This is a genomic window from Mycobacterium sp. IDUB_21 (assembly GCF_055419425.1).
Genome location: NZ_JBVAXQ010000003.1, coordinates 133,783 through 154,596, shown reverse-complemented (window position 1 = coordinate 154,596; position 20,814 = coordinate 133,783). Strand labels below are relative to the sequence as shown.

General features: G+C 69.5%; 22 protein-coding genes. 8 read left to right on the top strand and 14 right to left on the bottom strand.

The annotated features are described in order from the left end of the window. Positions 1 to 36 precede the first annotated feature (36 nt). The 5 genes from ACZYY4_RS06030 to ACZYY4_RS06010 form a co-directional block, all read right to left on the bottom strand. On the bottom strand, positions 37 to 666 hold the full coding sequence (locus tag ACZYY4_RS06030) for a dTMP kinase (RefSeq protein WP_463808660.1): 630 nt from the start codon (positions 664 to 666) through the stop codon (positions 37 to 39). 69 nt (positions 667 to 735) lie between these two features. After that, positions 736 to 2,193 carry an adenosylhomocysteinase gene (ahcY, locus tag ACZYY4_RS06025; protein WP_463808658.1) on the bottom strand — a complete coding sequence of 486 codons (1,458 nt, stop codon included), beginning with the start codon at positions 2,191 to 2,193 and terminating at the stop codon, positions 736 to 738. Positions 2,194 to 2,270: 77 nt separating this feature from the next. Then, the gene (gene alkX, locus ACZYY4_RS06020; RefSeq protein ID WP_463808656.1) at positions 2,271 to 2,906 is read right to left on the bottom strand and encodes a TetR family transcriptional regulator AlkX; all 636 of its coding nucleotides are present in this window, start codon (positions 2,904 to 2,906) and stop codon (positions 2,271 to 2,273) included. Positions 2,907 to 2,912: 6 nt separating this feature from the next. After that, a complete protein-coding gene (locus tag ACZYY4_RS06015) occupies positions 2,913 to 3,086 on the bottom strand; it encodes a rubredoxin (RefSeq protein ID WP_463808655.1) in 174 nt (57 codons plus the stop codon). Continuing rightward, positions 3,086 to 4,345, bottom strand: coding sequence for an alkane 1-monooxygenase (locus tag ACZYY4_RS06010; protein WP_463808654.1), 1,260 nt, complete (start codon positions 4,343 to 4,345; stop codon positions 3,086 to 3,088). Before ACZYY4_RS06010 ends, ACZYY4_RS06015 begins: the two co-directional genes overlap by 1 nt. A 258-nt stretch (positions 4,346 to 4,603) precedes the next feature. On the opposite strand from ACZYY4_RS06010, the gene ACZYY4_RS06005 reads away from it, so the two are divergent. From ACZYY4_RS06005 to ACZYY4_RS05990, 4 genes are read left to right on the top strand one after another with little or no spacing between them, the layout of a single operon-like run. Continuing rightward, entirely contained in the window at positions 4,604 to 6,070 is a 1,467-nt protein-coding gene (locus ACZYY4_RS06005; protein WP_463808975.1) for an adenylate/guanylate cyclase domain-containing protein, read from the top strand. Positions 6,071 to 6,102: 32 nt separating this feature from the next. Then, positions 6,103 to 7,017, top strand: a complete 915-nt coding sequence (locus tag ACZYY4_RS06000) for an alpha/beta fold hydrolase (RefSeq protein ID WP_463808652.1) — start codon at positions 6,103 to 6,105, stop codon at positions 7,015 to 7,017. A gap of 8 nt (positions 7,018 to 7,025) precedes the next feature. Next, positions 7,026 to 7,412 carry a PaaI family thioesterase gene (locus ACZYY4_RS05995; protein WP_463808651.1) on the top strand — a complete coding sequence of 129 codons (387 nt, stop codon included), beginning with the start codon at positions 7,026 to 7,028 and terminating at the stop codon, positions 7,410 to 7,412. Between the two features lie 59 nt (positions 7,413 to 7,471). Continuing rightward, a complete protein-coding gene (locus ACZYY4_RS05990) occupies positions 7,472 to 8,257 on the top strand; it encodes an alpha/beta fold hydrolase (RefSeq protein ID WP_463808649.1) in 786 nt (261 codons plus the stop codon). On the opposite strand, the gene ACZYY4_RS05985 is transcribed toward ACZYY4_RS05990, so the two are convergent. Genes ACZYY4_RS05985 through ACZYY4_RS05960 form a run of 6 tightly spaced genes read right to left on the bottom strand, consistent with a single transcriptional unit; the run spans position 8,226 to position 14,583 of the window. Beyond that, complete coding sequence (locus ACZYY4_RS05985) at positions 8,226 to 9,314, bottom strand: type I-U CRISPR-associated protein Cas7 (RefSeq protein ID WP_463808648.1); 1,089 nt, start codon at positions 9,312 to 9,314, stop codon at positions 8,226 to 8,228. The two genes, ACZYY4_RS05990 and ACZYY4_RS05985, sit on opposite strands and share 32 nt — an antisense overlap. Then, positions 9,311 to 10,252, bottom strand: coding sequence for a cation diffusion facilitator family transporter (locus ACZYY4_RS05980; protein ID WP_463808647.1), 942 nt, complete (start codon positions 10,250 to 10,252; stop codon positions 9,311 to 9,313). The genes ACZYY4_RS05985 and ACZYY4_RS05980 overlap by 4 nt, the downstream gene beginning before the upstream one ends. Next, positions 10,253 to 11,509, bottom strand: a complete 1,257-nt coding sequence (gene manA / locus ACZYY4_RS05975; protein ID WP_463808974.1) for a mannose-6-phosphate isomerase, class I — start codon at positions 11,507 to 11,509, stop codon at positions 10,253 to 10,255. It lies immediately after the preceding gene. A gap of 8 nt (positions 11,510 to 11,517) precedes the next feature. Continuing rightward, a complete protein-coding gene (locus ACZYY4_RS05970) occupies positions 11,518 to 12,666 on the bottom strand; it encodes a TobH protein (RefSeq protein WP_463808646.1) in 1,149 nt (382 codons plus the stop codon). After that, the gene (locus ACZYY4_RS05965; protein ID WP_463808644.1) at positions 12,663 to 14,075 is read right to left on the bottom strand and encodes a phosphomannomutase/phosphoglucomutase; all 1,413 of its coding nucleotides are present in this window, start codon (positions 14,073 to 14,075) and stop codon (positions 12,663 to 12,665) included. The genes ACZYY4_RS05970 and ACZYY4_RS05965 overlap by 4 nt, the downstream gene beginning before the upstream one ends. 58 nt (positions 14,076 to 14,133) lie before the next feature. Further along, positions 14,134 to 14,583 (bottom strand): DUF3499 domain-containing protein, encoded by a 450-nt coding sequence (locus ACZYY4_RS05960; protein WP_463808642.1) that lies wholly within the window; start codon positions 14,581 to 14,583, stop codon positions 14,134 to 14,136. Positions 14,584 to 14,674: 91 nt separating this feature from the next. On the opposite strand from ACZYY4_RS05960, the gene ACZYY4_RS05955 reads away from it, so the two are divergent. Further along, positions 14,675 to 15,130 (top strand): metallopeptidase family protein, encoded by a 456-nt coding sequence (locus ACZYY4_RS05955; RefSeq protein WP_463808641.1) that lies wholly within the window; start codon positions 14,675 to 14,677, stop codon positions 15,128 to 15,130. A 31-nt stretch (positions 15,131 to 15,161) separates the two neighbouring features. Here the strand turns inward: ACZYY4_RS05955 and ACZYY4_RS05950 are convergent, their stop codons facing one another. After that, positions 15,162 to 15,521, bottom strand: coding sequence for a WhiB family transcriptional regulator (locus ACZYY4_RS05950; protein ID WP_463808973.1), 360 nt, complete (start codon positions 15,519 to 15,521; stop codon positions 15,162 to 15,164). 373 nt (positions 15,522 to 15,894) lie between these two features. Between ACZYY4_RS05950 and cofD the strand changes: the two genes are divergently transcribed. From cofD to ACZYY4_RS05935, 3 genes are read left to right on the top strand one after another with little or no spacing between them, the layout of a single operon-like run. Beyond that, a complete protein-coding gene (gene cofD / locus ACZYY4_RS05945) occupies positions 15,895 to 16,893 on the top strand; it encodes a 2-phospho-L-lactate transferase (protein ID WP_463808639.1) in 999 nt (332 codons plus the stop codon). Continuing rightward, positions 16,890 to 18,230, top strand: a complete 1,341-nt coding sequence (locus ACZYY4_RS05940) for a coenzyme F420-0:L-glutamate ligase (RefSeq protein WP_463808638.1) — start codon at positions 16,890 to 16,892, stop codon at positions 18,228 to 18,230. The genes cofD and ACZYY4_RS05940 overlap by 4 nt, the downstream gene beginning before the upstream one ends. Further along, positions 18,227 to 18,766, top strand: coding sequence for an NUDIX hydrolase (locus ACZYY4_RS05935; RefSeq protein WP_463808637.1), 540 nt, complete (start codon positions 18,227 to 18,229; stop codon positions 18,764 to 18,766). Before ACZYY4_RS05940 ends, ACZYY4_RS05935 begins: the two co-directional genes overlap by 4 nt. Before the next feature lie 99 nt (positions 18,767 to 18,865). Here ACZYY4_RS05935 and manB read toward each other — a convergent pair whose 3' ends face one another. Both manB and ACZYY4_RS05925 read right to left on the bottom strand, forming a co-directional pair. Beyond that, positions 18,866 to 19,939: a mannose-1-phosphate guanylyltransferase gene (gene manB, locus ACZYY4_RS05930; protein ID WP_463808635.1), complete on the bottom strand. Its 1,074-nt coding sequence runs from the start codon at positions 19,937 to 19,939 to the stop codon at positions 18,866 to 18,868. After that, positions 19,936 to 20,793, bottom strand: a complete 858-nt coding sequence (locus ACZYY4_RS05925; RefSeq protein WP_463808972.1) for a glycosyltransferase family 2 protein — start codon at positions 20,791 to 20,793, stop codon at positions 19,936 to 19,938. The genes manB and ACZYY4_RS05925 overlap by 4 nt, the downstream gene beginning before the upstream one ends. Positions 20,794 to 20,814: the final 21 nt, after the last annotated feature.

Genomic DNA, 20,814 nt, shown 5'->3' with positions numbered 1-20,814 from the left:
AGATAAAACGCTGCTACCACACGCGTGTTTCGCAGGTTAACCGTGCAGAATGCCGGCCAACTCCGCCGGCGAGACCGTCGGACCGGCCAGCTGCCAGCGTCCCCCGAAGCCGCACTGCGCCAACCCGCGGTACACCTCGCCGGTGCGACGCTGCAGCCCGTCGTCGCGCTCATAGCTGTCCCGAGCCCGCGCGGTGTCGCGCACCTCGCGGTCCCGGGCCCGCTGGGCGGCGAGTTCGGGCGGGACGTCGAGCAGCACCTGCCAGTCCGGCGCAGGCAGCTCGAGCCGCTCGAACTCCAGCTGCCGCACCCAGCCGACCACCTCGCCGTCGGCATCTTGATGCAGCCGGGCGGCGCTGTAGGCGGCGCTGGAGGCCACATACCGGTCCAGGATCACCACGTCGTAGCCACGGCGCAGCTCCTCGATCTCAGCTTTGGCGCCGGCGCGGTCCAGCGCGAAGAGCATCGCCATCGCATACACCGAGTCCGCAAGGTCGCCGTGCTGCCCGCGCAGCGCCTCGGCGGCGACATCGGCGGTCACCGAGGCGCCGTAGCGCGGGAACGCCAGGCCGGCCACCGTCAGACCGGTGGCTTCCCAGGCCGCCTGCAGGCCCCGGCTCAGGGTGTTCTTCCCGGCGCCGTCGACCCCTTCGATCGCGATCAGCACGGCGCGAGTGTGCGGTTTCGTACGCGACCTGCGGCGTGTCGCGTATGAAACCGCACGGTCGGCATGGGCTCAGTACCGGTAGTGGTCCGGCTTGTAGGGGCCTTCGACGTCGACGCCGATGTACTCGGCCTGGTCCTTGGTCAGCTTGGTCAGGGTGCCGCCGAGGGCCTCGACGTGGATGCGGGCCACCTTCTCATCCAGGTGCTTGGGCAGCCGGTAGACCTCGTTGTCGTACTCGTCGTTCTTGGTCCACAGCTCGATCTGGGCGATCACCTGGTTGGAGAAGCTGTTGCTCATCACGAACGAAGGGTGCCCGGTGGCATTGCCCAGGTTGAGCAACCGGCCCTCGCTCAGCACGATGATCGAGTTGCCGGTGTCACCGAAGGTCCACACGTCGACCTGCGGCTTGACGTTGTCGCGGACGGCTCCGGAGGATTCGAGGGCGGCCATGTCGATCTCGTTGTCGAAGTGGCCGATGTTGCCCAGGATGGCCTGGTTCTTCATCGCCTTCATGTGCTCGAGGGTGATGATGTCCTTGTTGCCGGTGGTGGTGATGACGATGTCCGCGTCGCCGATGGCCTGCTCGACGGTCGCGACGTCGTAGCCCTCCATCAGCGCCTGCAGCGCGTTGATCGGGTCGATCTCGGTGACCGTCACCCGAGCGCCCTGACCCTTGAGCGACTCAGCCGAGCCCTTGCCGACGTCGCCGAAGCCGCAGACCAGCGCCTTCTTGCCGCCGATCAGTGCGTCGGTGCCGCGGTTGATGCCGTCGATCAGGGAGTGCCGGCAGCCGTACTTGTTGTCGAACTTGGACTTGGTGACCGAGTCGTTGACGTTGATCGCCGGGAACACCAGCTCACCGGCGGCGGCCAGCTGGTAGAGCCGCAGCACACCGGTGGTGGTCTCCTCGGTGACACCCTGGACCGCCTCGGCGATCTTGGTCCATTTGGTGTTGTCGGTCTCGTAGCGCTCGCGCAGCCGGGTCAGGAAGACCTTCCACTCGTGCGAGTCGCCGTCCTCAGCGGGCGGCACCACGCCGGCCTTCTCGTACTGGGCGCCGCGCAGCACCATCATGGTGGCGTCACCGCCGTCGTCGAGGATCATGTTGGCCGGGTCGCCGTCCCAGGTCAGGGCTTCCTCGGCGCACCACCAGTACTCCTCCAGGCTCTCGCCCTTCCAGGCGAAGACCGGGGTGCCCTTGGGCTCGTCGACGGTGCCGTGCGGGCCGACGACGACCGCGGCGGCGGCGTGGTCCTGGGTGGAGAAGATGTTGCACGACGCCCAACGGACTTCGGCGCCGAGGTCGACCAGAGTCTCGATGAGCACCGCGGTCTGGATGGTCATGTGCAGCGAACCGGTGATGCGGGCGCCCTTGAGCGGGTTCACACCGTGGTACTCGTCGCGCAGCGCCATCAGGCCGGGCATCTCGTGCTCGGCCAGCCGGATCTCCTTGCGGCCGAACTCGGCCAGCGACAGGTCGGCGACCTTGTAGTCGATGCCGTTGCGGCTGTCCGCGGTCAAACTCATCAGTGCGCCCCCGTAAGGTTCGGTGAAATCAGCTCCGCTACAAGCTACCGGCGGGAGTCCGAGACGGCTCGAGCGGGTCAATCGACGTCGATGACCCCGTAGGTCTCGGCAGCCGGGGTGAACAATCGGGCCAGGTCAGCGGCCACATCGTGGTCGGCTTCCGGGGGCATGGAGACGTAGCTCATGGCCAGTCGGACGATGGCCCGGGCCAGGATGCCGGCGTCTTCGGGGCTGGCCTTGACCCAGCTGTGCATGAACGACGACGTGAGCCGCGCCGAGCAGCGGGTGATGATCGGGCCGCTGTCGGTGGTGATGATCTGCAGCAGGTCCGGCTTGGCCGCACCGGTCAGCAGCGAGATCACCAGCGGGTCGGCGGCCGATTCGGAGAAGAAGGACCGGAACCCCTCCAGGAACGCGGCGTGGACCTCGCCGACGTTGCCGTAGATGGCGGACTCGACGGCGTCGACGAGCCGGTCGGCCAGCCGGATCGCGTAGCCCTGCGCCAAGCCCTGACGCGAGCCGAACTCGTTGTAGATGGTCTGCCGGCTGACGCCGGCCGCCTCCGCCACTGCGGCCAGCGTGATCGATGACCAGTCCCGGCTGGTCAGCAACTCCCGCATCGCGTCGAGCACCGAGTCGCGCAGTAGCGCCCGGGATGCCTCGGCGTAGGGGATGCGTTTCACCACCGCGAGATTAGCGGGTGTCACGCTCATCGTCGCTCATGTCGGCGCCTCCACTACTTCGAAATCCAGCTTTTCGCGGACCGCGCAGTCCGGGCAGCACCACTCGTCGGGAATCTGGCGCCAGGTCGTGCCGGCCGGGAATCCTTCGCGGGGCGCGCCGGCGGCCTCGTCGTAGACGTAGCCGCAGCCCGGGCAGCGGTAGGCGGCCATCACGCCGCCGCCATGTCGGTGCCGGAATGGCGGGCCAGGATTTTCGCCCGCCGCCGCGGATCGATGTTCACCCGGGTGATGTCGCCGCCGTAGTGCGCCAGCACCCGGTGATCCATCAGCCGCCGCCACAGCGGCGGGAGGTAGGTCAGCCCGATCAGCGAGGCGTACCCGCTGGGCAGGTTCGGCGCCTCGTCCATGCTGCGCAAGGTCTGGTAGCGCCGGGTGGGGTTGGCGTGGTGGTCGCTGTGCCTCTGCAGGTGATAGAGGAACAGGTTGGTCACCAGATGGTCGGAGTTCCAACTGTGCTCGGGCGTGCAACGTTCGTAACGGCCGTTCGCGCGGGTCTGGCGCAGCAGGCCGTAGTGCTCGATGTAGTTCACCGACTCCAACAGCGAGAAGCCGTAGACGGCCTGGATCACGACGAACGGGATCAGGGCCGGGCCGAACACCGCGATCAGCACGCCCCACAGCACCACCGACATCAGCCATGCGTTCAGCACCTCGTTGGACAGCCACGTCGCCGGATTCGACGGCCGCTTGCCGAGCCGGCGCAGCCGCGCGGCCTCCAGCAGCCAGGCCGAACGCACGCCACCGAAGACGCTGCGCGGCAAGAACTCCCAGAAGGTCTCGCCGAACCGGCCCGACGCCGGGTCTTCGGGGGTCGCCACCCGCACGTGGTGACCGCGGTTGTGCTCGATGTAGAAGTGCCCGTAGCAGCTCTGCGCCAGGGTGATCTTCGACAGCCACCGCTCCAGCTGTTCCTTCTTGTGCCCGAGTTCGTGAGCGGTGTTGATGCCGACGCCGCCCAGGGTTCCCACCGACAGCGCCAGCCCGATCTTGGCGAACCAGCTGAGTGACCCCTCGACACCCAGCCAGCTCAGATCGGATGCGGTGAACAGGTAGCAGCCCAGAACGACGCTGGCGTACTGGCACGGAATGTAGGCGTAGGTGCAGTAGCGGTAGTACCGGTCGTTCTCCAGGTGCGCCATCAGCTCGTCGGGCGGGTTCTGCCCGTCGGCGCCGAAGCGCAGGTCCAGCGCCGGCAGCAGCAGGTAGACCAGGATCGGCCCGATCCAGAACGGCACCTGGGCGACCAGATGCCAGCCGAGCCGGTTCATCGCCAAGATCAACGGCAGCATGGTGAACATCAGGGTCGGGGCGATCAGGCCCATCAGCCACAGGTAGCGCTTCTTGTCCCGCCACACCTCCGGTGCTGCCGCCACAGTGCCCGTCCGTGCCATCTGCGCTATCCGTGCCATCCGCGTCCCTCCTTGTGAGTTCCACCACCGTCGCGAATGGACATTACATCTTGCTGCGTCCGTTGTCTAGACATTTGATGTCAATTTGTACACACGGGCGTTTGGCGCGCCGGCGGCCACGCATCCGTATAACTTTGAGTGGACTTTGACTGCAGAAAGCACTCACGGATGGGCGCTACCGCGATGACAACGGCAGGTTCGGGCGCAGATTCGCGGCGACGCACGGCCGTCCGGCTGGGCGCCGACTACGCGGCCGGGCTGGCCTTCGCCCACCTGCTCACCACCGCCGAAGCGATCGCCGTGGTGCTGTCGCTGAGCGGTGAGACCCCGACCGGCGCCAACATCCTGCTGCGCCCGCAGAACGTGATCCTGACCGCGGTGCTGGTCGGGCTGGGCACTCTCGCCGTGGTCATTGCGGGAACGGCCAGCATCGCGGGATCGCTGCGCTGGTACACCGCCGGACAGCAGCCCGATGCCGGGCAGCGCCGCGCCGCGATCAACATCCTGCGCCGTCAGTCGACGATCGTGCTCGGCACCTGGGTGATCGGCGGGGCCATCGGCCTGGCCGCGCTGCGCTCCAGCGACGTCGGGCTAATGGTGCTGTTGTCCATGGTCGTCGTCTTCGGCGGCACCGCGACGCTGAGCACCAGCATGCTGTTCACCCACCGCACCTTCCGGCCGATCGTGGCCGCCGCCTGGCGCGAGACCGATATCCGCGAGACCGCGCCCGGTGTGCTGACCCGGCTGGTCACCATGTGGTTCATCACCAGCGCGCTGCCCGCCGCGGCCATCGTCATCCTGATCGTCTGCCGGCGGACGGGATGGATCATCGAACGCACCGCCTCGGTGGAGACCCCGGTGCTGGTGCTGTGTCTGGTCGCGGTGCTGCTCGGGGTCCGCGCCATGATCCTGGTGGCCCGCTCGATCTCCGATCCGGTCGGCGAGGTCGTGGGCGCGATGGCCCGGGTCCAGCACGGCGATATGGACACCTCGGTCGGGGTCTATGAACAGTCCGAGATCGGCCGGCTGCAAACCGGATTCAATCGCATGGTGGCCGGCCTGCGCGAACGCGACCAGCTACGGGACCTGTTCGGCCGACACGTCGGCCCGGATGTGGCCCGCCTCGCCGTGGAGCGCGATCTCGCGCTCTCCGGCGACGTGCAGGAGGCGGCGATCCTGTTCATCGACCTGGTGGGGTCGACCGAGTTGGCGGCCACCCACCCGCCCGATGAGGTGGCCGCGGTGCTCAACGACTTTTTCCGCATCGTGGTGGCCGCGGTCGACGCCCAACACGGCTCGATCAACAAATTCCAGGGCGACGCGGTGCTGGCGGTCTTCGGCGCCCCGGTCCCCTCCGACGATTCGGCCGCGGCGGCGCTGGCCACCGCCCGGACCCTGCTCACCCAGCTTCGCCGGCTGCCGCTGGTGGACTTCGGGATCGGCGTCTCGGCGGGCCCGATGTTCGCCGGAAACATCGGCAGCGAGAACCGCTACGAGTACACCGTGGTCGGCGACGCCGTCAACGAGGCGGCGAGGTTGGCCGATCGCGCCAAAACCGTCAGCACACGCGCATTGTGCTCGGCGAGCGCGCTGGAAAGGGCCGACGAGTCGGAGCGATCACGCTGGGCATCGCACGGCTCGGCGGTGCTGCGCGGCCGCGCGCAGGCCACCGTGATGTCCACACCGACGGCCGAGCACAGCTCCGGGCCGGCCACCGGGGTGTGACCTGGCTCCCACGCCCATGCCACACTCGGGGCATGGTTTACGCGATCGCCCGCCCTCAGATCGAGGGCAACATAGCCGTCGGTGAAGACCGTCAGCTCGGCTTCGCCGAGTTCGGCGCCCCGCAGGGCCGGGCGATGTTCTGGCTGCACGGCACCCCCGGCGCTCGGCGGCAGATTCCGGTCGAGGCGCGGATCTACGCCAAGGAGGCGAACATCCGGCTGATCGGGGTGGACCGGCCCGGGATCGGTTCCTCGACGCCCTACCAGTACGAGACCGTGTCCCAGTTCGCCGATGATCTGCGCACCGTGGCCGACACGCTCGGCATCGACAAGATGGCGGTCATCGGGCTGTCCGGCGGGGGCCCGTACACCCTGGCCTGCGCCGCGGCGATGCCCGAGCGGGTGGTGGCCGCCGGAATCCTGGGCGGGGTGGCCCCGGCGGTGGGCCCCGAGGCCATCGACAGCAGCTTGATGACACTGGCCCGGCTCGCCGAGCCGGTGCTGAGCCGGGCCGGCCGGCCGGTCAGCATCTTGGCCGCCGGCCTGATCCGGATGATCAAGCCGGTGGCTTCCCCGGCGCTGGAGCTCTACGCCCTGATCTCCCCCGAAGGCGACCGTGCACTGCTGGGCCGGCCGGAGTTCAAGGCGATGTTCCTCGACGACCTGCTCAACGGCGCCCGCAAGCAGCTCGCTGCGCCCATCGCCGACGCCGTGCTGTTCGCCCGCTATTGGGGTTTCCGGCTCGACGAGGTGAAGGTGCCGGTGCACTGGTGGCACGGCGATGCCGACCACATCGTCCCGTTCGCCCACGGGGAACACGCGGTCTCGCTACTGCCCGATGCCCGGCTGTACCCGATCCCCGGGGAGAGCCACCTGGCCGGGCTCGGCCACGCGGAAGAGATTCTGCGCACGATGGCGCAGGCTTGGGACCACGCCGAGTCGCGCTGACCGGCCCCATGACAGCGCCCCAATCGATCAGGGAGTTGTTCGCCCAACTCGGCTTGCAGGAGGTGCCGTCGGCCGACGGCACCCTGACCATGGAGATGCCCGTCGATGAGCGGGTGGTCAACACCGCCGGCGGGCTGCAGGGCGGGTTGATCGCCACCATGGCCGACGTGGCCGCCGGACAGCTCGCCGCCCGCAGCACCGCGTTCGGCAACGGCATCGCCACCACCGACCTGTTCATCCGATACCTCCGGCCGATCAAGATCGGACCGGCCCGCGCCGTCGCGGCCATCCTGCGCACCGGCCGGCGCTCGGTAGTCGTTCAGGTCGACATCTTCCGGGGCAACGACGACGAACTCGCCGCCACCGCGACGGTGAACTTCGCGGCCATCGACTAGCGTCGGCCCCACCGGACCGGTCGCCGCCGCTACGCATAGCGGCGTGCGATGATCTGCCCATGTCGGTCGTACTGGTGCACGGCAATCCGGAATCGGACGCGATCTGGGACCCACTGGTTGACGCGCTGGGACGCAGGGACGTGGTGCGGCTGTCGCCACCGGGGTTCGGCGCCCCACTGCCGCAAGACTTCTCGGCGACCTACCTGGCTTACCGCGACTGGCTCGCGGCCGAGCTTGAGACCATCGGCGCCGCCGGCGAACCGATCGATCTCGTCGGACACGACTGGGGCGGGGTTCACGTGGTGAACCTGATGATGCATCGAGCCGACCTGGTGCGCAGTTGGACCACCGACATCATCGGTGTGTTCGACCCCGACTACGTCTGGCCGGAGACGGCACAGATATGGCGGACCCCCGGCAAGGGTGAACGCCTGGTGGAGTCCATGCTCGGCGGCACGGTTGAGGACCGGACCGCGCTGTGGTCGGCCACGTTACCGGCCGATATCGCCCGTTCCATGGCGCACGCCCAGGGCCCGGAGATGGGGCGGGCGACCCTGCTGCTGTACCGCTCGGTGGAAGGACCCGGCGCCATGGCCAAGGCCGGCGGCGGGCTGGAACGAGCGCGTGCCCGCCCGGGTCTTTCGCTGTTGGCCACCGGGGATCCCTACGTCGGGTCCGAGGAGATCCGGCGTCGTGCGGCGCTGCAAGCGGGTGCCCGCACCGAGGTGCTCGACGGGCTCGGCCACTGGTGGATGACGCAGGACCCGGTCGGTGGCGCCGCGGTACTCACCCGCTTCTGGGAGTGGGTCGACCTCAGTTCGCCGGGCTCAGGCGGCTCTCGATGAAGTGCGGCAGCCGGAACCGGCGCGGCTCATGCGCGACCGGTGCCTCTGGGGCCACTCCCCCGTTCTGGGCCGCGGCGTAAGCCCCGGAATTGCCGGCGACGTGCAGCACCTGGCCACGCCAGGTGATGTCGGCCTCCCGATAGGCCTCGATGAGGGCGCGCTCCAGCAATTCGTCGGCCTCGTCGATCGACAGCGCAGCCAGCTCGATGAATTCGCCGTCGCGGGCGTCGAGCTTGAGCGTCGTCGGGCCGGACTCGACCAGGTCGCAGTTGGCCCGGATACTCAGCTCGGCGTTGGCGCGCGCCAGCCCGGCCAGCGCGTAGGCGGCCAGCAACGCGCGACCGGCCTCGTCACCGGCGGGCCCGCAGTCGAAACGCAGTTGCCGCAGCGCAGCGAAGCTCAGAACCTGGGTGCGAAGGATGCGGCTGCAGCACACACCGCCGCCGGCACCCGCGCGCGAATCCGTCGGTGTGCCCTCGACCAGCACGCCGATGATCTCACCGGACAGCACGCCGCGAAAGCGGCTCTGGCCGGTGCCGCGTGCCGCGTCGATCGCGCCGAAAACCAGACTGCCGGGGCTCAATTCGCCGACGGCGCGGGAATTTTCCGGGGTGCTCTCGCGCGCCGCCCGGTAGGCCGGGTGAGCGATAGCCGGCTTGCCTTCGATCGACCCGGTCAGGAAGTGGCCGTCGAAAATACGTTGCGGCAGTTCGAGATCGGTGTAGACCGACCGGCCTCCCTCGTAGGACACCTCCAGGTGCGGCACCCTGCTCAGCAGCGGATGCTGATCGCGGATGCCCTGCAGGATCGCGGCTTCCACGCGCTGGATCTGGCTCTGGTTGTCGTCGATGACCACCGTCGCGGTCGGGTTGCCGTCGATCAAGCGGGTCTCGTGGGTGATGGCCGAGGGGCCGCGTCCGGCGCGGTGGGCCGGGCTGATCGCGACGTGGGGACCGCCTGCGGGCGCCAACTCGGTGGCCACGCTCAGGGTGCTGGCACCGCCGGCCTGGCAGGCAGCGGTGAGCTGTTGGTAGGAGAAGCTGGACAAAGCGGTCAACCTTTCTGCTCCGGCGAGTCTGGCACATGCGTGCGGTCCAGGTCGGGCTCGAGATAGATCACCTGTGCCGCGGGCACGACCCTGCGGATATTGGCTTCGGCGACATCGATGGTGGCCGCGACGCCGGCCAGGTCCAGCCGCGGAAGCAGCGCGATCTTGGCTCCCACCAGCATCTCGTCGGGACCCAGGTATTGGGTTCGGAGGTGGATCAGCCGGGTGACGTTGGCGGTCTGTTCCAGCGCCGCGCGGATGGCCTGGTCCTCGGCGACCGTGGCACCCTCACCGATCAGCAGACTGTGCATCTCGAGCATCAGGAACACCGCGACCACTCCCAGCAGCGCGCCGATCCCCAAGGTCGCCACGCCGTCCCATACCGGGTTGCCGGTGAGCACGCTCAGACCCACCCCGGTCAGCGCCAGCGCCAGGCCGATCAGCGCGGCGGTGTCCTCCAGCAGCACCACCGGAAGCTCGGGGTTGCGGGAGTTGTGTAGGAACCGAAACCAGCTGCCGTCACCTTTGAGTGGGCGCGACTCCACCAGCGCGGTGCGAAAACTGAAGGTCTCCAACCCGATCGCCACGACCAGGATCGCGATAGCCACCACCGGCGAACTCAATTCGACCGGGTGGCGGGCCTTTTCGTAGCCCTCGTACAGCGCGAACATCGAACCCATGCTGAACAGCACCAGCGCCACCACGAACGACCAGAAGTAGCGGCTGCGCCCGTACCCGAACGGATGCAGCGCGTCGGGCGGCTTGGCCGCGGCCCGCTGCCCGAACAGGAGCAGCGCCTGGTTGGAGGTGTCGACCACCGAGTGCACCGCTTCGGCGAGCATGGCGGCGCTGCCGGTGATCACGTACCCGGTGAACTTTGCCACCGCGATTCCGGCATTGGCCGCCAGCGCCGCGATGATCGCCCTGGTGCTACCCGACGACGACACTCACAGCCCTATCGTCGCCCGGAAGATGGCGGACCGCTGCTGGGCGAGCAGCCGGATCGGTCCGTCGTCGCTGGGCACCCAGGCCGACTCGCCCCGGTGCAGCGTCAACGTCTTCGACTTGGCGTGCACCGTGACCGAGCCCTCGGTGCACAGCAGGATCTGCGGGCCGTCATGGTGCGCCGGGGCGTCCACCTCGTGACCGAGATAGGTACCGTCGAGCGTCAGCCGCGACACCGCGAACTCCTCGGCCGGGGTCTGGTAGACCACCTCCGGCCCGTCGGTGTGCACCGCCGACCGCAGCGCCTCTTCAGTGGTGGGGGTGAAGTCCAGCACCCGCAGCAATTCGGGCACGTCGACGTGCTTGGGCGTCAGCCCGCCCCGCAACACGTTGTCGGAGTTGGCCATCACCTCCAGCCCGACACCTTGCAGGTAGGTGTGCAGGTTGCCGGCCGGCAGGAAGATCGCCTCGCCGGGAGCCAGGCTGATCCGGTTGAGCAGCAGCGCGGCCAGCACGCCGGCGTCGCCGGGATACCGCTCGCCGAGTTCGAGCACCGTCTTGGCTACCGCAGCGAATTCGCCGGCTTCCGAACTGAGGTATTGGATGGCCCCGTCGAGCACCGCGGGCACCAGCACGTCGAGATCGGGCTGGGGCGCGGTGATCCAGGTGGTGAACAGTGCCCGCAGACCGTCGGCGTCGGACTGGTCGTCTTCGGTAGGGGCACCGCCTGGAGAGTCGCCGAGTAGATCGATGAACGGATCGAGGTCCGAGACCGCCAGCGCCCGCAACAGCTCGGCGGTGCGCGCCGCGGGCCGGAAGCCGGCCAGCGCCTCGAACGGCTGCAGTGCCACCAGCAGTTCGGGCTTGTGGCTGGTGTCGCGGTAGTTGCGGATCGGCGAGGACACCGGAACCCCGAGCCGCTCCTCACGCTGGTAGCCCTCGATCGCCTGCATGGTGCTGGGGTGGGCTTGCAGGGACAGCGGCTCGTCGGCGGCCAGCACCTTGACCAGAAACGGCAGCCGGTCACCGAAGCGGGCGTGGGCCACCGGGCCGAGCTGGCCCTCCCAGTCGGCGGTCAAGACGTCCAGCAGCGACACCTCGCCCTCGGGGGTCTCCAGCCAGGCCGGGTCCCCGGGGTGCGCGCCCAGCCACAGTTCGGCCTCCGGGTGCGCCGCGGGGACCGGCCGTCCGGTGAACTCGGCGATAGCGGTCCTCGACCCCCAGGCGTAGGTCCGTATCGCGCCGCGTAGTGGTTCCACTGTTCCCGTCAACCCCGTAAAAGTCGCACGTAGGCGGCGGCCATCTCCAACCGCACGGCCAGCACCGCAAGCTGTTCTTCGCTCGGGCCCGGGCCGGTCGCTGCCGGCGCCCCCAAAGACCCTGCCGGCCCGGAGGTTTCCTCCGGAGCCCCCGGCGTCAGCGGCACATCCCCCGCGCCGACCAGGTCGACATCGGCCAAACCACTGATCCGGGCCGCCACCACGGTACGCTCGGCGGCCAGCGTCAGGGCCAGCACCCGCAGTCGGTCACCGGCCGGGCCGTCGATCTGTTCGTCGTGAAAGATGTCCGCCGATCCGCCGCCGCCCTCAGCGGCCTGAGCCCGCAGCGCGGTCACCGCATCGGCCAATCCGGTCGCCGCCACCGCGGTCCGCCCGATCCGCAACATCGTCGCTGAACCGTGCCGGGCCAGCGCCAGCGTCGCCGCGCAGTCACCGGCGAGTGCGACTTCGCGGCCGACGATCCGGTCCGCCAGCGTTTTCGCCGGGTTGGTGAAGAGCTCGCGCCCGGCGCTGTTGCGCAGTGCCTCGGCGTCCAACTCGTCGGCCAGCGCGCCCAGGTCGGTCTGCACATCGGCAGCCCCCGCCTCCAAGGCTCCCAGCACGGCCAGCCCGGCGGCCAGATAGCGCGGCAGGCCGAACTCGGCAGGGACACCGATTCTCGGCTCCAGCACCGCGACACGGCCGGCGGTGGCATCGCGCAGCGGCCCCTCGTAGGGGGCGACCACCACCACCCGCGCGCCGCGCCGCACCCCGGCTGCGGCCGCGGCGACCAGCGCCGGATCCCCCGGGTCGTCGCCGGCGACGACCTGCACGTCCAGCGGTCCGATCCACGTCGGGGCCTCGGCGGCCAGCACCAGCGGTTCTCGAGCCGAATCCCCGCGGGCCGCAGCGAGCAGGCTTCCCGCGGTCGCCGCGGTACCGCGAGTCGACACCCAGATCAGCGTGCGCGGCGGATAGTCCCGGCTGTCGCTGCGCACCACGTCCAGGGCGCCCTCGGCGACCGCGGCGGCAGTGGCGCGCACCTGCGCCCCGGCCATCGACGCGGCCCACAACGACCCGTCGTGATCAGCAGCCAGCAGCGCCTCGGTGTCGTCGAGATCGACGGTGGAAGAAAAAGGGCCGGAGAACGCGTTCACGACCGTGACTTCTCGGCGGCGCTGACGGCCTCGACCTGCTCGGTGACCTGGGCAACCACCGCGTCCACTGCGGCGGCGTCGGGTGCCTCCACGTTGAGCCGCAGCAGCGGTTCGGTGTTTGAGCTGCGCAGGTTGAACCAACTGCCCCCGCCCAGGTCGACGGTCACCCCGTCGAGGTGGTCGACGGAGACCTGCTCGCCGAACGACGCGACCACCGCCTCCGAATAGGCTTGCGCGTCAACTCCTTCTGCCAAGGTGTAGTTGATCTCGCCGGACGCCGCGTAACGCTGGTAGTCGGCGGTCAGCTCGGACAACGGCCGCTGCTGTTCACCGAGCGCGGCCAGCACGTGCAGGGCGGCCAGCATCCCCGAGTCGGCGCCCCAGAAGTCCCGGAAGTAGTAGTGCGCCGAGTGCTCACCGCCGAAGATGGCCCCGGTCTCGGCCATCAGCCCCTTGATATAGGAGTGCCCGACCCGCGATCGCAGCGGCGTACCGCCGCGCTCGGCCACCAGTTCGGCCACCCCCCGCGAGGTGATCAGGTTGTGGATCACCGTCGCACCGGGTTCGCGGGCCAGTTCGCGGTCGGCGACCAGGCCGGTCACCGCCGACGGAGACACCGGCTCACCGCGCTCGTCGACGACGAAGCACCGGTCGGCGTCGCCGTCGAAGGCCAGGCCGATATCGGCACCACTGTCTCGGACGAACGCCTGCAGGTCGATGAGGTTGGCCGGGTCCAGCGGGTTGGCCTCGTGGTTGGGGAAGTTCCCGTCCAACTCGAAATACAGCGGCAGCAATGTGATCGCCTCGACCGAGCCGAACACCGCCGGGGCGGTGTGACCGGCCATCCCGTTGCCGGCATCGACGGCGACCCGCAGCGGACGCAAGCCGGTGACGTCGACCAGGGAGTGCAGGAACGTCGCGTAGTCGGCCAGCACGTCGCGATCGGTGATGCCACCGCGCGCCTCGGCCCGGCCGGCATCCGGGTCCACGCCGGCGATCAGTTCGTCGCGGATCCGCGCCAGACCGGTGTCGGCGCCGACGGGCTTGGCGCCCGCCCGGCACAGCTTGATGCCGTTGTAGGCGGCCGGATTGTGGCTGGCGGTGAACATCGCACCCGGGCAGTCCAACGACCCGGAGGCGAAATAGAGCTGGTCGGTCGAGGCCAGACCGATCCGGACCACGTCGAGGCCCTGGGCGACCACCCCTTCGGCGAACGCCGCCGACAGCGGTGGCGAACTGTCCCGCATGTCGTGGCCGATCACCACTTGCCGGGCACCCTCGTCGGCCATCAGCCGGGCGAACGCGGCGCCGATCTCGGCGACCAGGGATTCATCGATCTCCGAACCGACCAGGCCACGTACGTCGTACGCCTTGATCACACGGTGGACAGCCGCAGCGGGCCGAGACATGGACAGGGCTCCTGACGAAGTGGACTCTTGACGCTCAAGCCTAGCCCGGAACCCGCAATCAGTCCGACGGGTCGGGTAACACGCGCAGGTGGCCGCGACGCCGACCGTTGCTCTTGCCCGGTGGACCGGGCGGCGCCAGTACGGCGCCGCCTGAGGTGGCCGAGGGTGCGCCCCGGGCACCGGAATCCGCCGGGGCGGCCTGCGGGTACCACCCGTTGGCCGGCCCAGAAGGTCCAGCCTGCCCGGACTGGCTCTCGCGAACCGCTTCGGCAAGCGCGATCAGGTCGTCCTCCTCCGGCGACACCCACGGGCCGGGGTGGCGGACCACTTCCCAGCCCCGCGGGGCGGTGATCCCCCCGGCGTGGCTGAAACACAGGTCCCACGAATGCGGCTCGGCGGCGGTCGCCAGCGGTCCAACCACGGCGGTGGAGTCCGAGTAGACGAACGTCAGCGTCGCCACCGCGTAGTGCGGACACGCAGGCCGACAGCAGCGGCGCGGAACGTTCACGCCCGTGAGGCTATCGTGGCCGCGCACCGCCGCGGCGCCGGACACGCGCAACGGGCCGGCACCCTATGCGCAACCGTTACCATCTTCTTCCGTGAGCGCCACCCGCCGCCTTCGGCGCGGCCGCGAACCCCGCGGCCCGCTGTTGCCTCCGACCGTGCCGGGTTGGCGAACCCGTGCCGAACGGTTCGACATGGCGGTGCTGGAGGCCTACGAACCCATCGAGCAACGCTGGAAACAACGCCTGTCGACGCTCGACGTTGCGGTCGATGAGATTCCGCGGATCGCCGCCAAGGATCCTGACAGCGTGCAGTGGCCCCCGGAAGTGGTCGCCGACGGGCCGATTCCCCTTGCTCGTTTGATTCCGGCCGGAGTCGATGTCCGCGGCAACCCGACGCGAGCGCGAATCTTATTGTTCCGCAAGCCGATCGAGCAACGCGCAAACGACAGCGTGGAACTCGCGGATTTATTGCACGAAATTCTGGTGGCTCAGGTCGCCATCTACCTGGACGTTGAACCCGGCGTCATCGACCCGACGATCGAGGACTGAGCGGCGCCAATAGCCGCAACAGCGGCGGCGTTCAGATGATGCCGCGCTTGAGGCGCCGGCGCTCACGCTCGGACAGACCACCCCAGATGCCGAAACGCTCGTCGTGCCCGAGCGCGTATTCCAGGCACTCGGTGCGCACCGAGCACCGCTGGCAGATCTTCTTGGCCTCACGAGTGGAGCCGCCCTTCTCCGGGAAGAACGCCTCGGGGTCGGTCTGCGCGCACAAGGCGCGGTCCTGCCATTGCTCATTGGTGGCCGAGGCAGGGTCGAACGGCTCGAATTCGTCATAGCCCTCGGGTTCGGGTACCAGACTCAGGTGTGGCCGACTGGGCGCCGGCTCGGCCTCTGCTGGAGTGGTCATTCCGGTATGGGCGTGCGGTGTCCCCCCCATTACGCCCCAAAGGTGCTCATAGGACATGCCCCGCCTCCTCACCTGTTGCTGCGATACTGATCTGGCGTCCGTATTGTGATGTTGTCCATCTCAATTCGAACATGTGATCGAATCTCGGTCTGCGACACCAGAATCGGCAGGCCAACCGGGAAATGACACTGATGTGATTAGACACGGGTTGAGTGGCCCGGTCAAGCGGAATAGCCAAATTCCTTACCATCCCGTGACCGATTTCGGACGTGTCCGAGACCGGCGAGTCCTTGTCATCTAGCCCACACTGCTCTCTCGGCGTGTCTTGCCGGGCCTGTTGCGCGCCCACCCAAGGCGGTCCGCCACACCGGCCGCATTCACTCCGAAGGTACTGTCGTGCGCTGTGAAGGTCACGGTTCTCGTCGGTGGGGTCGGCGGTGCCCGGTTCCTGCTCGGCGTCCAGAAACTGCTGGGTCTGGGCCAGTTCGGCGACGGCTCCGATAACGGTGCCACCCACGAGCTGACCGCGGTCGTCAACGTCGGTGACGACGCCTGGATGCACGGGGTGCGCATCTGCCCGGACCTGGACACCTGCATGTACACCCTGGGCGGCGGGGTGGACCCGGAGCGCGGTTGGGGTCACCGCGACGAAACCTGGCATGCCATGGAGGAGCTGGCCCGCTACGGCATGCAACCGGATTGGTTCGGTCTCGGCGACCGCGACCTGGCCACGCATCTGGTCCGCACCCAGGCGCTGCGCGCCGGCTATCCGCTGACGGAGGTGACCGCGGCACTGTGTGAGCGCTGGCAACCGGGCGCGAGGCTGCTGCCCGTCACCGACGACAGCTGCGAAACCCACGTCGTCATCACCGATCCGGACGACGACTCTCAGCGCGCGATCCACTTCCAGGAGTGGTGGGTGCGCTATCGCGCCGAGGTGCCCACCCACGGATTCGGGTTCGTCGGCACCGAGAAGGCCAACGCGACACCGCAAGCCGTCGAGGCCATTGCCGAAGCAGACATCGTGCTGCTGGCCCCGTCGAATCCGGTGGTCAGCATCGGCGCCATCCTGGCCGTGCCAGGCATCCGGGCGGCACTGCGGTCCACGGCGGCACCGATCGTCGGCTACTCGCCGATCATCGACGGAAAACCGTTGCGCGGCATGGCCGACACCTGCCTGAGTGTGATCGGTGTGGATTCCACGTCGCAGGCCGTCGGCGAACACTACGGGGCGCGAAGCGGAACCGGGATCCTGGACTACTGGCTGGTGCACGAAGGTGAGGAGACCGCCCCCGGAAGCGTGGCCGGCGTGACGGTGCGCAGCGCTCCACTGCTGATGACCGACCCGGCGGCGACGGCCGAGATGGTGCGCACCGGACTGGTTCTCGCGGGCGTGACATGACCGAACACGGCAGCGCCGCCAAGGTCGAGATCCTGCCGGTCACCGGCCTGGACGAATTCCGGCCGGGCGATGACTTGGCAGCTGCGCTGGCGCAGGCCGCGCCGTGGCTGGCCGACGGCGACATCGTGGTCGTCACCAGCAAGGTGGTGTCCAAGTGTGAGGGCCGCATCGTGCCGGCGCCGCACGACGCCGAAGCGCGTGATGCGTTGCGCCGCCAACTGGTCGAGGCCGAAGCGGTGCGCGTACTGGCCCGCAAGGGCCGCACCTGGATCACCGAGAATCGGCTCGGCCTGGTGCAGGCCGCCGCGGGCGTGGACGGCTCCAACGTGGGCTCCGACGAACTCGCGCTGCTGCCGGTCGATCCCGACGCCAGTGCCGCCACGCTGCGCGCCGGGCTGGCCGCGCGCCTCGGTGTCAGCGTGGCCGTGCTGATCACCGACACGATGGGGAGAGCCTGGCGCAACGGGCAGATCGACGTCGCGATCGGGTCGTCGGGCCTGACCGTCCTCAACGGCTACGCCGGCGCCGTCGACCGGCACGGCAACGAGCTGGTCGTCACCGAGGTGGCCGTCGCCGACGAACTCGCCGCGGCTGCCGACCTGGTCAAAGGCAAACTCACCGATGTTCCGGTGGCGGTGGTGCGCGGCCTGTCCAGCCCCGACGACGGTTCCACCGCGGCCGCGCTGGTGCGTTCCGGTTCCGACGACCTGTTCTGGCTGGGCACCGCCGAGGCCATCGAGACCGGACGCCGCCAAGCCCAGCTGCTGCGCCGCTCGGTGCGCACGTTCGACGGCGAGCCGGTGCCCGCGGATCTGGTCACCGACGCCGTCGCCGAAGCCCTGACCGCTCCGGCGCCACACCACACCCGGCCGGTGCGATTCGTCTGGCTGCAGAACCCGGGAGTTCGCACCCGCCTGCTCGATGCGATGGCGCAGCAGTGGCGTGCCGACCTCACCGACGACGGCAAGTCTCCCGAGGCCGTCGAGACCCGGGTGTCGCGCGGGCGGATCCTCTACGACGCACCCGAAGTCGTCATCCCGGTCATGGTGCCCGACGGCGCCCACCACTACCCCGACGCCACCCGCACCGCCGCGGAGCACACCATGTTCACCGTGGCGGCCGGCGCCGCCGTGCAGGCACTGCTGGTGGCCCTGGCGGTGCGCGGGGTGGGAAGTTGCTGGATCGGCTCCACCATCTTCACGCCTGAGTTGGTGCGCGCCGAGCTGGATCTGCCGGCTGACTGGGAACCGTTGGGCGCCATCGCGATCGGCTACTCCACCGAGCCACCCGAGCCTCGGCCGCCGGCCGCCGTCGACGACCTGCTGGTCCGTCGGTGAGCACCCACGCCTCCGCCGTCGAGGTGCTGGCGGCATGGGCGGCTCCGGATTCCGCGCAGGATGCGCTGCGCCACGCGGTGCTGGCGTTTCTGGCCTCCCGCGCCGATGCGTGTGCCCGCGAATCCGTTCCCGGCCACATCACGGCCTCGGCACTGGTACTCGACCACACCGGGCAGCGAGCGCTGTTGACACTGCACCCGCGGGTCGGCCGCTGGCTGCAACTCGGCGGGCACTGCGAGGACAGCGACGCCGACATTCTGGCCGCCGCACTGCGGGAGGCCACCGAGGAATCCGGCATCGTCGGGCTGCGACTCGATCCGCAACTGGCGGCCGTGCACGTGCATCCGGTGACGTGCTCTCTGGGGGTGCCGACCCGGCATCTGGACCTGCAGTTCGTGGCGCACGCGCCGGCCGGCGCGCAGATCGGCATCAGCGACGAGTCGGTAGACCTGCGGTGGTGGCCGGTGGATGCACTGCCGCCCGACGCCGACGACGCGCTGCGGTATCTGGTGGCCCGGGCGGTCGCGGCCGGCTGAACCGGCCGAGCGTGAGCCTCCTGCTTCCGTTGGCACTGCGGCCATGGCGGACAAGTTCGAGAAGGGTGCGCCCTGAGCGCAGAGCCAGCGGAGAACGGCTCAGATGTCGCTGGAGTACCGGATCCCGCAGTCCGGGATCGACACCCCCGGCCACACCCGCGCCCCGCGCAGCAACTCGCAGCGCGCCCCGATGTCGGCGCCGTCGCCGATCACCCCGTCGCGGATAAGAGCTCGCGGCCCGATCCGGGCGCCGAATCCGATGATCGATCGTTCGATCACGCAGCCCGCCTCGACCCGCGCCCCGTCGAAGATCACCGCGCCGTCGAGTCGGGCGCCCGGGCCGATCTCAGCGCCGCGCCCGACGACCGTGCCGCCGATCAGCACCGTGCCCGGCGCCACCGCGGCGCCGTCGTGCACCAGCGACTCACCGCGCCGGCCGCCCAACGCCGGCGACGGCGCGATGCCGCGCACCAGATCCGCCGAGCCCCGCACGAAATCCTCCGGGGTGCCCATGTCGCGCCAGTAGCTGGCGTCGACGTAGCCGCAGACCTTGACCCCGTCCGACAGCAGCGCCGGGAACACCTCGCGCTCCACCGAGACGGGCCGCCCCCGCGGGATGGCCTCGATGATGTTCCGGGACAGCACGTAACAGCCTGCGTTGATCTGATCGGTCGGCGGATCCTCGGTCTTCTCCAGGAACGCGGTGACCCGGCCGTCGTCGGTGGGCACACAGCCGAACGCGCGCGGGTCGCCGACCCGCACCAGATGCAGGGTCGCCTCGGCGGCCTGCTCGCGGTGATAGTCGTGCAGCTCGGCCAGGTCCGCACCGGACAGCACGTCGCCGTTGAACACCATCGCGGTGTCGTGGCGCAGCTTGGGCGCGACGTTGGCGATACCGCCGCCGGTGCCCAGTGGCTCGTCCTCGGTCACGTAGTCGATCTGCAGGCCCAGCGCGGATCCGTCGCCGAATTCCGCGGAGAACACCGCCGGCTTGTAGGAGGTGCTCAAGATGACGTGCTCGATACCGGCGGCGGCGATCCGCGACAGCAGGTGGGTGAGGAACGGCAGACCCGCGGTGGGCAGCATCGGCTTGGGTGCCGAGAGCGTCAGCGGCCGCAGTCGGGTGCCTTTGCCGCCGACGAGTACGACGGCATCGACCTGGCTGAGTGTCACGGGCGTCCCTTCGTCAGCTTGCGGCGGGCACCGCGCACCGCCAGGCGCGAGCGCACCGCCAGCGCCCCCCGCATGGTCGCGCGCAGTGGCGCTCGCCACCGACCGGGGTGCCGGTCGGCCAGGTAGGTGTAGGTGCTGCGGTGGTGCGCCGCCAGGTTGGCCGCCGGGTCCTTGCCGGTGGCGTGCCCCTTCTGGTGCAGCACTTCCGCAGACGGAACATAGACGTTGAGCCAGCCGGCCTTACCGAGCCGGTCCCCCAGATCGACGTCCTCCATGTACATGAAGTAGCGCTCGTCGAAGCCGCCGACCTGATCGAAGGCCGCACGGCGCACCAGCAGGCAGGCCCCGGAAAGCCATCCCACCGGGCGCTCGCTGGGCTCCAGGCGCTCCTGCCGGTAGGCCCGCGACCACGGGTTGTCCCGCCACAGCGGGCCGACGACGGCGTGCATGCCGCCACGGATCAGGCTGGGCAGGTGGCGCGCCGACGGATACACCGAGCCGTCGGGCTCGCGGATCAGTGGACCCAGCGTCGCCGCCTGCGGCCACCGGGCGGCCGCTTCCAGCAGGGCGTCGATGCTGCCCGGACCCCACTGCACATCGGGGTTGACGACGATCAGAAATTCGCTCTTTCCGGCAAGTTCGGCCACCCCCCGGTTGACGGCTCCGCCGTAGCCCAGGTTGGCCCCGGTGACCAGCAGTTCCACGTTCGGATAACGCTGCACGGCTTCCTGCGGCGCACCGTCGGTCGATCCGTTGTCGGCCATCACCACCTGCACCGGGCGGTCGGTGGCCAGCGCCAGCGACGCCAGGAAGCGGTCCAGGTGCCATCCCGGCGAATACGTCACCGTCACCACCGGCAGGGCCTCACTCACGGC